Here is a 13922-nt window from a genome sequence, read left to right as displayed (position 1 = left end):
AGGCGATGTCCGACTCAGCTCACCCCTTCACCCAGGCCACCGGCAGCGATGTCCGTGTGCGCTTCTGCCCCTCACCGACCGGCACGCCGCACGTCGGTCTCGTGCGCACCGCCCTGTTCAACTGGGCCTACGCGCGTCACACCGGCGGCACCTTCGTGTTCCGCATCGAAGACACCGACGCCGCGCGCGACAGCGAAGAGAGCTACGAGATGATCCTCGACGCGCTCACGTGGCTCGGCCTCGACTGGGACGAGGGCATCGGCATCGGCGGTCCCCACGAGCCCTACCGGCAGTCGCAGCGCGGCGAAATCTACCAGGACGTGATCGCGCGCCTCAAGGACTCGGGCCACGTGTACGAGAGCTTCTCGACCGCTGAAGAGATCGACGCCCGCAACGAGGCGAACGGCCGCCCGAAGCAGCTCGGCTACGACAACTACGACCGCGACCTCACCGACGAGCAGAAGGCCGCGTTCCGTGCCGAGGGCCGCGAGCCCGCACTGCGCCTGCGCGTGCCCGAGGTCGAGCTCGGCTTCGACGACCTCGTGCGCGGCGAGATCAGCTTCCCGGTCGGCAACACGATCGACTTCGTCGTCGTGCGCCCGAACGGCGCGCCGCTCTACACGCTCGTGAACCCCGTCGACGACGCCCTCATGGGCATCACCCACGTGCTGCGCGGCGAGGACCTGCTCTCGTCGACGCCCCGCCAGATTGCGCTCTACCACGCGCTCATCGACATCGGCGTGACGACCTTCGTGCCCCGCTTCGGCCACCTGCCCTACGTCATGGGCGAGGGCAACAAGAAGCTCTCGAAGCGCGACCCCGAGTCGAACCTGTTCCACCACCGCGACCGCGGCTTCATCCCCGAGGGTCTGCTCAACTACCTCGCGCTCCTCGGCTGGGGCTTCTCGGCCGACCGCGACGTGTTCAGCCGCGACGAGCTCGTCGCCGCCTTCGACGTCGAGAACGTCAACCCGAACCCGGCCCGCTTCGACCTGAAGAAGGCCGAGGCGATCAACGGCGACCACGTCCGTCAGCTCGACGTCGCCGACTTCGCCGCGCGCACCGTGCCATACCTGCAGGCCGCCGGCGCCGTCGAGACGCCGATCTCGCCCGCGCACGAGGCGATCCTCGCCGAGGCCGCACCCCTCGTTCAGGAGCGCATCAACCTGCTCGGCGAAGCGCCCGGCATGCTCGGGTTCCTCTTCACCGACGCCGCCTCGCTCGAGTACGACGAGGCCGCCGTCGGCGCGCTGCCGGCCGACACGGGCGCCGTGCTCGCCGCCGCCCGCAACGCCCTCGACGCGCTGCCCGCCGACGCATGGGGCACCGCCGAGATCGAGGAGGCCCTGCGCGCCGCCCTCATCGACGGACTCGGGCTCAAGCCCCGCGTAGCCTTCGGCCCCGTGCGCACCGCCGTGTCGGGCCGCCGCATCTCGCCGCCCCTCTTCGAGTCGATGCAGATCCTCGGCAAGATCGACTCGCTCGCGCGCATCGACCGGCTCGCCGAGCTCATCGGCTAGCGGTCGCGTTTCGCGTTCTCGAATGACGGATGCCACGGGGTTCGCCCCGTGGCATCCGTCGTCTCGCCGCCCCGCTGGTCGAGGAGCGAGCGAGGCACGCGTCTCGGGGCCCGGATTCCGGTGGTCGAGGAGCGCGCGAAGCACGCGTCTCGAGGCCCGCTCTCCGGTGGTCGAGGAGCGAGCGAAGCACGCGTCTCGAGACCCCTGACCTCCTCCCGCCCACCTGAGCCCCGCTCGGATTGGGACTTCTCCAGATAATCGGCTACAGTTGATTCTCGGCACGGAGCGCAGGCTTCAGGCCATTGGGGTATGGTGTAATTGGCAACACGGCGGTTTCTGGTTCCGTTGTTCTTGGTTCGAGTCCAGGTACCCCAGCAGTGAAAAACCCCCGGCTCGCCGGGGGTTTTCGCGTTTCGGGGGCTCGGCAGCGTCTTCTCGCGATCGCCCGCCACCGCAGTTCACTCCGTGGCCGGCGTGCTGGGCGTCTCGACGCGTGCGCCCACGATTCTGAGCGCGAGCTCGACGTACGTGTCCGCGATCTCGTCAGCGGTGTACGGCACCTCCGGTCCGAACCAGGTCGCCACGCGCATCCCGATCGCGGAGATCGCCGTCGCGGTCAGCACGGTGTCGGGGATCGCGAACGCGCCTCGTTCGGCCCCGTTCATGAGCACCTGGAGGAGGAGCTGCCGCGACTGCTCCCGGAGCGTCACCGCTGGGAGCCCGAGCTCGGGCGACAGTGCGTGCAGCTCGGTGTTCGTCACGACGGCCAGCATCGGGAAGTCGGTGTGGATCGACACGTGCGCGCGCACGACCGCGGCGAGCTGATCGGCAGGTTCGACGCCCGCCCGCACGAGCGCTTCTTGAAGCCGGCGGTGCAACTCGACATGACCGTGCAGGATCAGCGCAGCGAGAATGTGCTCCTTCGACGGGTAGTGCGCGTAGAGCGTCGCGGAGTTCACTCCGGCGATCGCGGCGATGTCCCGGATCGACGCACCGTAGAAGCCCACCTCCGCGAATCTCGCGAGGCCCGCCCGGAGGATCTGGCCGGATGTCCCGCTCGAGGCGACCCCTTCGGGGAGGCGGACCTCGGTCGCGATCAGGCGCCGAGCGCTCCAGTTCATCGTCATGGTGATCACCGTAGTCCCAATCGATCGATTGGGCGTGATGATGTCCCAGATCGTTGGAAGTCAAAGGTATGAGGACCAAAACCAATCGATCGATTGACAGCGGGAGATCCGACGCCCTAGCGTGTCCCGCACCTGCATTCGGTCACTTTCCGATTTCGCCCATCGAAGGAGAGACACATGACACACGACGGCAATGGCGCCGCCGCGTCCCCCCGCCGCGCGACGGCCGCGAGCTTCATCGGCACCGCGCTCGAACACTACGACTTCCTGCTCTACGGCTACGTCGCCGCGCTCGCATTCGGCCAGCTCTTCTTCCCGGCCGGCGATCAGGCGGTCTCCACGATCGCGTCGTTCGCGGTGTTCGCCGTCGGGTTCGTCGCCCGCCCGCTCGGCGCCATCGTCGCCGGACACTTCGGCGACCGGGTCGGCCGTCGATCCGTGCTCATCGCCACGCTCCTGATGGCCGGTATCGCCACTGCCCTCATGGGTCTCCTCCCGACGTACGCCGCGATCGGCATCTGGGCGCCGATCGCGCTCGTGACGCTGCGCCTGGTCCAGGGATTCGCCTACGGCGGTGAAGTCGCCGGAGCCGTGCTCATGGCGACGGAGCACGCACCGCGCAACCGCCGGGGGCTCTACGGCGCGTTCGTTCCGGCGGCCGCTCCCGCCGGACTGCTGCTCGCGACGATCGCCGTGCTCGTCGTCTCCATGCTCGACCCCGACGCATTCATGTCGTGGGGCTGGCGCATTCCCTTCCTGCTGTCGCTCGTGCTCGTGATCGTGGGCCTGTACATGCGGGTCAACGTGGCGGAGACGCCGTCGTTCACCCACCTCCAGACCGAGCGAGGATCGGTGAACCGGCCGCTGGTGGAGCTGTTCCGGCGGCACACCAAGGTGCTGCTGCTCGCGTCCGGTGTCGGATTCGGCTTCTACGTGATCTTCTACGTGCTGCTCGTGTTCATCGCGTCGTACACGACCGCGGAACTGGGAATGCCGGCATCGGTGACGCTCACGGGCATCGCGGTCGGATCGGTGATCACCTTCGTCGGGGCCCCGATCGTCGGAGCGCTCTCGGACCGGATCGGGCGCCGCCTGCCGATCATCACCGGTGCGGGGTTGCTCGCGCTCTACGTCTTCCCGTTCTTCGCCCTGATCAACACGGCCGTGCCCGGACTGGTGATCCTCGCGTACGCGATCGCATTCCTCCTGCTCGCGATCTACTTCGGACCGATCACCACGTTCGCGGCCGAGCTGTTCCCGACGCAGGTGCGGTACAGCGCCGGCGCACTCGCGGCGCAGATCGGCGCGGTTCTCGGCGGTGGCCTCGCTCCGCTGATCAGCACCCTCATCATGACGGCAGCCGGAGGGGAGTGGTGGCCCGTCGCCGTCTACATCTCGCTCAGCCTGCTGCTGTCGGTCGTCTGCACCCTCGTGCTCCGTGAGACCAACGGAACCGACATGGACTCCGCATCGGAGGCTCGGGTCGAGAGCGCCGAGGCTGCCGAGACTTCGCAGACTTCCGAGACCTCCTCGACGAACGCATGAGCCGTGCTCCGGCGACGGAGCGGCGTGCGTGGCGGAATCCCGGAGCTCCTCGCGCCCGTCGTGGTACTGCGTCGCAATCAACAAGCCTCAGTTTCACCAGGAATCCGGAATTCGCTCGGTCGGACTCGCGCTCGCTGCTGAGCGTCGGACCACTCCGGCGATGTGACCGAGAGGGAGCCATGACGCTCGCCGTCCACAACATCGAAGTCGTCTACGAGGACGTCATGCTCGTCGTCAAAGGGGCGAGCATCCGCGTGCCCCGCGACGGGATCGTCGCGCTGCTCGGAGCCAACGGCGCAGGCAAGACGTCGCTCCTCCGCGCGATGACGGGCCTGCTCGACGTCCACCGCGGAAGAGTCACGCGCGGCCACGTCTCGGTCGACGACCAGCCGATCGACGTCACCCGCGCCCCAGAGGTCGTGCGCGCGGGGGTCAGCCAGGTGATGGAGGGCCGACGCATCTTCGTGGAGTTCAGCGTCGAGGAGAATCTGCGGATCGGCGCGTACACGCGGAGCCGTGCGGGCGTCGCCGACAATCTCGATCGCGTCTACCAGATGTTCCCGATCCTCGGCACCCGCCGAGGACAGCGCGCGGGCTATCTCTCGGGCGGCGAGCAGCAGATGCTCGCCATCGGGCGGGCGCTCATGGCCGAGCCGCGGTACATCCTGCTCGACGAGCCGAGCCTCGGACTCGCACCGCAGGTCGTCGAGCGGATCCGCGACCTCATCGTGACGATCCGCGACTCCGGCACCGGCGTGCTGCTCGTCGAGCAGAACGCGGCGATGGCCCTGTCGATCGCCGATCACGGATACGTCATGGAGAACGGGCGGATCGTGATGGATGCCTCGGCCGAAGCGCTGCGCGACGACGAGGACATCCGCGAGTTCTACCTCGGGGCGGGAACCTCGGCCGGGAGCCTGCGCGAAGTGAAACACTACAAGCGGCGGAAGCGGTGGCTGTCATGACGCCGCTCCTCGAGGTCGACGGCGTCACACTCAGCTTCGGCGGCGCGACGACGCTCGATGCGGTGTCGTTCGATGTCCGTGCGGGCGAGCTGTTCGCGATAATCGGTCCGAACGGCGCCGGCAAGACGTCGACGTTCAACTGCATCTCCGGCGTCTACCGCCCGGAGGAGGGCTCGATCGCGCTCGACGGCGAGCCGCTGATCGGGCAGGCTCCCGACCGGATCGCCCGCCGTGGGATCGCACGCACGTTCCAGAACGTCGAACTGTTCGACAACCTGTCGGTGCTCGACAACCTCCTGCTCGGACGCCATCAGGCGACGTCCTACTCGTGGCCCGAGGCGATGCTCTGGCTGGGCCGGGCGCGCCGGCAGGAGCTCATCGCCCGGGCGTTCATCGAGGACCTGATCGAGTTCCTCGACCTCGCAGGGGTGCGTCACGCTCCGGTCGGCACCCTGCCCTACGGCATCCGCAAGCGCATCGAACTCGGTCGCGCACTCGCGATGGAACCGCGACTGCTCCTGCTCGACGAACCCGTCGCCGGCATGAACTCGGAGGAGACCGAGGACATGGCGCGATTCATCCTCGACATCCGCAGTGAGCTCGGCACCTCGATGATCATGGTCGAGCACGACATGCGTCTGGTCATGGACCTCGCCGACCGCGTCATGGTGATCGACTTCGGCAAGCGCATCGCGCTCGGCACGCCGGATGAGGTGCAGCGCGACCCCGCCGTCATCGACGCCTATCTCGGCGGCGCGTCGAGCGCCGTCGCTCACGCCGCGCTCGCCGGAGAGGAGGTCGGGTCGTGACCGCCGTCGGCGAACCGCCCCTCGACTCACTGCCCGGCCTGCTGCGCGACGCCGCGGCCGCGATTCCCGATCGCACGTCGTTGCGGGTCAAGCAGTCGGGCATCTGGCAGGACATCACCTGGCGCGAGTATCTCGACGCGGTCGAGCGGATCGCGTACGGCCTCGCCGCGCTGGGCGTGACGGCCGGCGATCGGGTCGCCATCCAATCCGAGAACCGACCCGAGTGGCTCTTCACCGACGTCGCGTCGGTCGCCCTGCGCGCCGCGGTCGTGGGCTTCTACCCGACGAATCCGGTCGCCGAAGTCGCCTACCTCCTGCGTGACAGCGGTGCGCGGGTGCTCATCGCCGAGGATCAGGAACAGGTCGACAAGGCGATCGGAGCCGAGCCCGAGTGCCCCGACCTCGAGTGGATCGTCTTCCTGAACGGGCGCGGCCTGGTCGGCTACGAGCATCCGAAGCTCATCTCCATCGACGAGCTGATCGAGCGCGGCGAGGCGATGCGGGCGGAGTACCCGGGCCTGCTCGACGGGCACGAGGCGGAGCGCACCCCCGATGACCTCGCGACGCTCATCTACACCTCGGGAACCACCGGGCCTCCGAAGGGGGCGATGCTGACCGTTCGGAACGTCTCGTTCGCCTCGCACGTGTTCACGATGGCCGGCGGGGTGCTCGGGCGGAAGGCGATGGGGCCGGATTCGGTGCTGCTCTCCTATCTGCCCCTGTCGCACGTCGTGGAACGTGCCATCTCGGTGTGGGCGCATCTGCGCACGCACTCGGTCGTGCACTTCGCCGAGTCGATCGACACCGTCACCGCGGACCTGGTCGAGGTGCAGCCGACGATCCTCTTCGCCGTCCCGCGGATCTGGGAGAAGATCCAGGCGACCGTCGTGATCAAGACGGCGAACGCGTCCTGGCTCAAGCGCACCGCGTATCGCGTCGGGGAGCGGTGGAGCCGCGTGATCGCCGCCGAACGCATCGCGAACGGGGGAGCGTTCACGCCGGCCGCCCGGGTGCGGTACGCGATCGGGTACCTCCCGCTCTACCGGCCGCTGCGCAAGCGCCTCGGGTTGCTTCGCGTGCGGCACGCGCTCTCGGGCGCCGCGCCGATCTCGCCCGACGTGCTCGCCTTCCACCTGGGGCTCGGCGTGCCGCTGTACGAGGCGTACGGCATGACCGAGAACTCCGCGATCACGACGAGCAACTTCGTCGGTCGTCTGAAGCTCGGGACCGTCGGCGAACCGCAACCGTTCGCCGAGGTGTCGCTCGCCGACGGCACGAACGAGATCCTGACGAGGCATCCGGGCAATTTCGCCGGCTACTGGGGGCGGCCGGATGCCTCCGCCGACGTCATCGACGAGCACGGCTGGTTGCACACCGGCGACGTCGGCGAATGGGTCGACGGCACCCACCTGCGAATCGTCGACCGAATGAAGGACATCATCATCACCGCCGGCGGCAAGAACATCTCTCCGAGCGAGATCGAGAATGCGCTCAAGGCGTCGCCGTTCGTCAAGGAGGCGGTCGTCATCGGAGACCGACGCCCGTACCTCACTGCGCTGATCGGCGTCGAGTTCGACACGGTCGCCGATTGGGCGGCGCGTCGTCGCATCGAATTCACGACGTACCGCGATCTCTCGTCCAAGCCCGAGGTCGTCGAACTCATCTCGGGGGCGGTGCGGGACGTGAACCAACGTTTCGCACGGGTCGAAGCCGTGCGGAAGTTCCGCATGCTGACCAAGGAGCTCGATCACGCCGACGGCGATCTGACCGCGACGCAGAAGCTCAAGCGCCACTCGTTCGCTCGGACGGTGCCGCACCTCATCGACGACATGTACTCCGACGGGTTCGAGTACGTCGGCGCAGACCTCGGGAGGAACGGATGAACCTGCTGCTCTCATCGCTCGCGGCCGGTGTCGGCCAAGGGGCGGTCTACGCCCTGATCGCCGTGAGCTTCGTGATCATCTACCGTGCGACCGGGGTGCTCAACTTCGCCCAGCCGGCCCTGCTCATCCTCGGCACCTTCGCCGCCAGCGTGTTCGCGACGCAGCTGGGATGGGGCTTCTGGCTCGCCGCCCCGCTGGCGATGCTCGTCATCGCCCTGCTGTCGGTCGGCATCGAACGCGTCGCCATCCGTCCGTTGGTTGGGCGGCCGCAGTTCTCGGCCGCGATCGTCACCGTCGGGCTCTTCATCGCCCTGCTCGTCGTCGCCTTCCGCCTGTTCGACTCGCAGCCGCGGACCGTCGACGACCCCTGGCAACTGCGATCGGTCTGTCTGGGCGGCACTGCGACCGAGTCGTTCGGCGTGACCGGTTGCGATGGGGGTGTGCAGATCTACGAGAACGCGATCGCCCGCTTCGTCATCGCGCTCGCGGTCATCGGCCTCCTCGGCTGGTGGCTGACACGCTCGCGGCTCGGTCTCGCCATGCGCGCCACCTCGCTCGATCAGGAGACCGCGCTCGCACAGGGCATCTCGGTCGGGCGCATGTTCTCGATCTCCTGGGCGATCGGCGGCGCGCTCGCGGCGCTCGCCGGCGTGCTGCTCGCCGCCAACGGGTCGGTGGTGCAGGCGACCGACGCGCTCTTCGCCCTCGTGGCGCTGCCCGCCATCATCATCGGCGGCCTGGACTCGCTCAAGGGAGCCGTGCTCGGGGGACTGATCGTCGGGCTCGCGATGGCGCTCACGAAGACGTATCAGACCGTCTACGCACCATGGCTCGGCACGAACTTCGAGAACGTCGTCCCGTATCTCCTGATGATTCTGGTGCTCCTCGTCAGGCCCTACGGCATTTTCGGTACCCGGGAGGTTCAACGAGTATGACTCGCACGATCGAATCCATCGACGCCTCGAGACGCCTCACCGGCGACTCGGCGCTCCTCGACTTCCGCGACGGGCGCGGACGCGTCAGTCCTGCCGTCAGGCGCGGCCGACCGGGCCTCTACACGAGCTACGCAGCCGATCGCGCCCTGCTCAACACGTCCGCGAAACGCTGGTGGGTGCTCGGCCTGCTCGTCCTGACGGTGGTCGCACCGTTCGTCATCGCGGCCGACCTCACGTACCTGCTCACCCTCGCGGCGATCTACGCGATCGGCGGGATCGGGCTCAACCTGCTCACGGGCTACGCCGGCCAGGTCTCACTCGGTCACGCCTTCTTCCTCGGCGTCGGCGCCTACACCGCAGCGGTGTTCGGCGGAGCACCGGGGAGCACCACGTGGGGCCTGCAATGGGATCTCGCCCTCGTGCTGCCCCTGTCGGCCGTCATCCCCGCCCTCCTCGGCTTGATCGTCGCACCGCTCGCCACCAGGGTGCGCGGCCTGTACCTGGCGGTGCTGACCCTCGGCCTCCTCATCATCGGCGAGCACCTCTTCAAGATCCTCGTGCCGATCACGGGCGGGCAGGGCATCGGGCGCGGCGTCGCGGAGCGCACCCTGTTCGGCGTCGACATGACCGCGACCTACGCGATCGGGCCGATCGTGCTGCGCCCCGAAGTGAGCTTCTTCCTGCTCTCGTTCGTGCTGCTGGTGGCGCTCGGCGTCGCGGGCCGCAATTTCACGCGCGGGCGCTTCGGGAGGGCCTTCGCGGCGGTTCGAGACCGCGACATCGCGGCCGAGGTGATGGGAGTGAACCTCCTGCGCACCAAGACGCTCGCCTTCGTGCTGTCGTCGGCGTACGCGGGCGTCGCCGGCGCACTCTTCTCGATGCTCATCGGCAGGATCGCGCCCGAGCAGTGGAATCTCTTCCTGTCGGTCGACTTCCTCGCGGTCATCGTGATCGGCGGGATCGCGACGATCTCGGGAACCGTCATCGGCGCGTGCTTCGTCGTACTGATGCCCCGCCTGCTCGAGGAACTGACCGGCAGCATCCCGTGGATCACGGTGTCGAGCGGCGGCGTCCTCAACGTCTTCCAACTGCAGACGATCATCTTCGGCGTGCTGATCGTCGTGTTCATCACGCTCGAACCGCGGGGCCTCTTCGGCCTGTGGGTTCGCGTTCGCAACTACTTCGCATCCTGGCCGTTCTCGTATTGAGCACGTGCTCTCGTCTCGAGCACGCGCACCGAAGAGCCGACAACTGAATACGGCAATCACCTCAGTCAAAGGAGCACAGCATGAACAGACGGCAACGAAGCCGAGCGGCGTTCGCGCTCGCCGCGGTCGGGGCGCTCGCCCTCACCGCGTGTACGCAGGTGTCACCCGAGGCCGGCGGCTCCGGCGGATCCGGCGACGGTGGGATCGCGACCGGCGCCGGCGTCACCAGCGAGCCGTGCCCGGACGCGGTCAACCCCGACAACGGCTGCATCTACCTCGGCGTCCTGTCCGACCTCACGGAGGGCCCCTTCGCCGCGCTCGCCGTCCCGATCACCGATGCCCAGCGCGCCTTCTGGAAGCAGGTCAACACGGAGGGCGGCATCGAGGGATACGACATCGACATCGACACCAACACGCGGGACACCAAGTACCAGGCGGCCGAGCACGCCGCGCAGTACCAGCAGATCGCCGGTAGCATCGCCGGCATCGCCCAGTCGCTCGGCACCGTCAACACCGAGTCGGTGCTGCCGGACATGATCGAGCGCAGCCTGGTGACCGTTCCCTCCTCCTGGTGGTCGGGCTACGCCTTCGATGACCACGATGCGGGCATCGTGCTCGAGACGGGGTACTCGTACTGCACCGAGGCGATCGTGGGCCTCGACTGGGTCGCCGGCAGCAACGGCGCTCCGAAGTCGGTGCTCGCGGTCGGGTACCCGGGGGACTACGGCGGCGATTCGGCCGAGGGCGTGAAGCGGTGGGCCGAGGTCAACGGTGCGACCGCGCTCGACCCGATCGGCACCGGCCCCAACCAGGTCGTGGGCAACCAGGATGCCGTGGTGGCCGGCGTGCTCGCCTCGGAACCCGATGTGGTCGTGCTCGCGGTCGGGCCGGCCGAGACGGCCGAGATCGTCGGCAAGCTCGCCGCGAGCGGGTTCACGGGGAGGTTCCTCGGCTCGCTGCCGACGTGGAACCCCAAGCTGCTCGGCTCGCCCGCGGCCGAGGCGCTCGCGGCGCTCTACAACCACATGTCGCCGTACGAGAACTGGGACGGCGAGAGCGAGGGCATCGCCGCGATGAAGGCCTCGCTCGACGGCGAGCTGCCGGCGAACGGCGGCTACATCATCGGGTGGGCGCTCGGTTACCCGATGAAGGCCGCGCTCGAGGCGGCAGCTGCGGGCGGCGACCTCACACCCGAGGGCATCGCGAGCGTCATCGACGGTCTGTCGGTCGACTTCGAGGGCATGCAACCGTCGCGCACCTATGGCGGCGACCCGCAGGAGAACGCCGACCAGGCGGTGAACATCGGCACGCCGAACCCCGACGTGGACCTCGGGATGGAGACGATCGAGAGCTTCTACACCGGGACGACCTTCGATGAGACCGACTACTCGTCGGCCTGCGTCGCGACCGGCTGATCGGCCGCTGCACCACCGGCGAAGTGGGGCGTCCCGGAATCGGGGCGCCCCACTTCTGCGACGGGAATCGGCTATTCGGCGGAGCCGGCGCTCCCAACCGTCTCGCGGACGGCTTGCATGACGTCTCGGGGCTCGGCGCCGGTCTCGAAGGTCGCGACGATCACGCGCGTCGACGTGCGACCGTCGGCCGAGAGGAGCGGCCGATACAGCGCCGTCAGCTCGGACATGACCAGATCGAGCCGTTCGGTCGCGGGAAACCCGGGGTCGTGCAGCCACTGGCGGAGGATGTCGTTGTGGACGCTGACGATGCCGGCCGCGAATGCGAGCGGCAGCCAGGCGGGTGAGCGACCGGGAGCGACTCGTTCGAGGTAGCGACGGTACACGCGTTCGTAGCGGCGGGTGATGATCAGCTCCCGGTCGCGCAGCGGTGGATGCGCCTGCAGGAGGGCGTACCGCTCGCGCGCGGCTCCGGGTCGGGCGAGGTGATGGTCGAGGACCATGCGGGTGGCGACGCTCACGGCATGCACGGGGTCGCTGGTGCTGTCCTGGAAGTAGTCGGCGACGCGTTCGAGCAGGGCCTCGTGGTCGGCGAAGACGATGTCGTCCTTGGAGCCGAACCGTCGGAAGAACGTGCTGCGGCTCATGCCCGCGGCATCGGCCAGGTCGTCGGCGGTCGTCGCGTCGTAGCCGCGGTCCAGGAGCAGCCGAACTGCGGCCGCAGTCAGATCGGGTGCGCTCATGGTCGCCTTCGCGGGTGCCGGCATAGCCCCGAAGCTAGCACGGCGCCGGTTCACGGCCGGGTCGCCGCCGGTGCCATGCGACTCGCGTGGCGTGCAGTGAGTTCGCGCTTGAGCACCTTGCCGGTCGGTCCCTGGGGGAGGGCGTCGACGATCGCGAGGATTCGCGGGTACTTGTACGCCGCGACGTGGCCCCGGACGAACTCGATGAGCTCGTGCTCGGTGACGAGGGCGTGCGCATCCACCACGACGGCCGCGGCGATCTCCTCGCCCGAGACCTCGTGCGGCACTCCGTAGACGGCCGAGGACACCACGTCGGGGTGTCGGGCGAGGACCTCCTCGATTTCGCGCGGGTAGACGTTGTAGCCGTTCCGCACGATCATGTCCTTCTTGCGGTCGACCACGCGGAGGTATCCGTCGTCGTCCTTGACGCCGAGGTCGCCGCTGCGGAACCAACCGTCGACGACCGCCTCGGCCGTGGCGTCGGCGCGGTCGTGGTAGCCCGTGAAGAGGAGGTGTCCGCGGATGACGATCTCGCCCTGCTCCCCGTTCGGGACCAGCTCGATGCGGTCGTCGACCTCGGCCCGGGCGATCTCGACATCGACGCCCCAGATCGGGAGGCCGATCGTGCCCGGCCTCGGAGGGCGGCCGACCGGGTTGAAGGTGGCGACGGGCGACGTCTCGGTCAGTCCGTAGCCCTCGTGGATGTCGGCGCCGAACACCTCGCGGAATCGCTCGATCACGGCGACCGGAATGGCGGCTCCACCGGAGATCGCGTATCGGAGCGAGGTGGGCAGCGGTGCGCGCTTGTGGGCTTCGAGCAGGGCGATGTACATCGTCGGCACGCCGACGAAGACGTCGACGTCGCGCTCGCTCAGGGTCCGCAGCGCCTCGTCGGCATCGAAGCGCGGGACCAGCACGATGGTCGCCCCGGCTCGGATCCCGACGTTGAGCACGCACGTCTGTCCGAAGGTGTGGAAGAGCGGCAGCGTCCCCATCACGGTGTCGCCGATTCGGACGTCGAAGGTGCTGAGCAGGAGGACGTTGACCTGCTCGACGAGCGCGAAGTGCGTTCCCTGCGCACCCTTGGGCGTGCCGGTGGTCCCGCTCGTGTAGAGCAGGGTGGCGATCTCGAACGGGTGCGTGCGCACGTACGAGTCGATGGGGGCGGCGGCAGCAGCCTCGGCTTCGAGGCGATCGTGAGGACTCGATTCCGGCTCGAGTACGCTCACGAGGGGAACACCCGCACCCTCGGCACCGGGACGCCCTTCGGCGAGCAGCGGCGCGGCGACCACGAGCAGCCGGGCACCGCTGTCGCGGAGGACGTACGCGATCTCCTCGGCCTTCAACAGCGCGTGCACCGGGACGACCACGGCGCCCAGCGCGAGGACCGCGTAGTAGGCGCGGACGAAGTCGGGGACGTTGGGGATGAGCACGGCGACCCGGTCCCCACGGGAGATCCCGCGGTCGCGCAGCGCCCCTGCGTACGAGCGGGTCTCGCGCCACAGGTCGGCATACGTGACCTCGTCTTCGCCGCACACCAGTGCGACTCGGTCGCCGTGGCGTCGGGCCGACTCCTCGAGGATGGCGGCCACCGAGATGGTCGCCGTTCCGTGTTCGTGTTCAGGCAAGACAACTCCCTTGTTGCTCGGGCTTCGGATCGGCGACGCTGCGACATCGGACCGGGATCAGGTACCCATTCATGGAACTGAGTATCAGGGCCGAAGACCATACAAATCCACGATGTTCGCCCCTGTCAAGATCTCGACTGAGACGAA

The 13922-nt window shown here is 68.5% G+C and carries 11 protein-coding genes and 1 tRNA gene; 9 read left to right on the top strand and 3 right to left on the bottom strand.

Going from position 1 to position 13922, the window contains the following annotated elements:
* The first annotated feature begins 5 nt into the window (after positions 1-5).
* A complete protein-coding gene (gltX, locus tag ACFVTX_RS01705; protein WP_386897491.1) occupies positions 6-1520 on the top strand; it encodes a glutamate--tRNA ligase in 1515 nt (504 codons plus the stop codon).
* Between the two features lie 303 nt (positions 1521-1823).
* A tRNA-Gln gene (locus tag ACFVTX_RS01700) sits at positions 1824-1895 on the top strand.
* Positions 1896-1978: 83 nt separating this feature from the next.
* On the opposite strand, the gene ACFVTX_RS01695 is transcribed toward ACFVTX_RS01700, so the two are convergent.
* Positions 1979-2647 carry a TetR/AcrR family transcriptional regulator gene (locus ACFVTX_RS01695; protein WP_386897489.1) on the bottom strand — a complete coding sequence of 223 codons (669 nt, stop codon included), beginning with the start codon at positions 2645-2647 and terminating at the stop codon, positions 1979-1981.
* Between the two features lie 177 nt (positions 2648-2824).
* Here ACFVTX_RS01695 and ACFVTX_RS01690 point away from each other — a divergent pair, with 177 nt between their 5' ends.
* From ACFVTX_RS01690 to ACFVTX_RS01660, 7 genes are all read left to right on the top strand, one after another.
* Positions 2825-4192, top strand: a complete 1368-nt coding sequence (locus tag ACFVTX_RS01690) for an MFS transporter (protein WP_386897487.1) — start codon at positions 2825-2827, stop codon at positions 4190-4192.
* Between the two features lie 179 nt (positions 4193-4371).
* The gene (locus ACFVTX_RS01685; protein ID WP_386897485.1) at positions 4372-5157 is read left to right on the top strand and encodes an ABC transporter ATP-binding protein; all 786 of its coding nucleotides are present in this window, start codon (positions 4372-4374) and stop codon (positions 5155-5157) included.
* The gene (locus ACFVTX_RS01680) at positions 5154-5966 is read left to right on the top strand and encodes an ABC transporter ATP-binding protein (protein ID WP_386897483.1); all 813 of its coding nucleotides are present in this window, start codon (positions 5154-5156) and stop codon (positions 5964-5966) included. Before ACFVTX_RS01685 ends, ACFVTX_RS01680 begins: the two co-directional genes overlap by 4 nt.
* A complete protein-coding gene (locus tag ACFVTX_RS01675) occupies positions 5963-7849 on the top strand; it encodes an AMP-dependent synthetase/ligase (protein ID WP_386897481.1) in 1887 nt (628 codons plus the stop codon). The genes ACFVTX_RS01680 and ACFVTX_RS01675 overlap by 4 nt, the downstream gene beginning before the upstream one ends.
* On the top strand, positions 7846-8784 hold the full coding sequence (locus tag ACFVTX_RS01670) for a branched-chain amino acid ABC transporter permease (RefSeq protein WP_386897480.1): 939 nt from the start codon (positions 7846-7848) through the stop codon (positions 8782-8784). The genes ACFVTX_RS01675 and ACFVTX_RS01670 overlap by 4 nt, the downstream gene beginning before the upstream one ends.
* Positions 8781-9992 (top strand): branched-chain amino acid ABC transporter permease, encoded by a 1212-nt coding sequence (locus ACFVTX_RS01665; RefSeq protein ID WP_386897478.1) that lies wholly within the window; start codon positions 8781-8783, stop codon positions 9990-9992. Before ACFVTX_RS01670 ends, ACFVTX_RS01665 begins: the two co-directional genes overlap by 4 nt.
* Positions 9993-10072: 80 nt before the next feature.
* The gene (locus tag ACFVTX_RS01660) at positions 10073-11407 is read left to right on the top strand and encodes an ABC transporter substrate-binding protein (RefSeq protein WP_386897476.1); all 1335 of its coding nucleotides are present in this window, start codon (positions 10073-10075) and stop codon (positions 11405-11407) included.
* Positions 11408-11478: 71 nt separating this feature from the next.
* On the opposite strand, the gene ACFVTX_RS01655 is transcribed toward ACFVTX_RS01660, so the two are convergent.
* Together ACFVTX_RS01655 and ACFVTX_RS01650 are read right to left on the bottom strand one after the other, a co-directional pair.
* Entirely contained in the window at positions 11479-12147 is a 669-nt protein-coding gene (locus ACFVTX_RS01655) for a TetR/AcrR family transcriptional regulator (protein WP_386897474.1), read from the bottom strand.
* Between the two features lie 50 nt (positions 12148-12197).
* The gene (locus ACFVTX_RS01650; protein ID WP_386897472.1) at positions 12198-13775 is read right to left on the bottom strand and encodes a long-chain fatty acid--CoA ligase; all 1578 of its coding nucleotides are present in this window, start codon (positions 13773-13775) and stop codon (positions 12198-12200) included.
* Positions 13776-13922: the final 147 nt, after the last annotated feature.

The sequence above is a fragment of the Agromyces sp. NPDC058136 genome (assembly GCF_042884375.1).
In the GTDB taxonomy this organism is placed as follows: domain Bacteria; phylum Actinomycetota; class Actinomycetes; order Actinomycetales; family Microbacteriaceae; genus Agromyces.
Note: the sequence above shows the minus strand (reverse complement) of the source record. Positions and strands in the feature narration are given on the sequence as shown.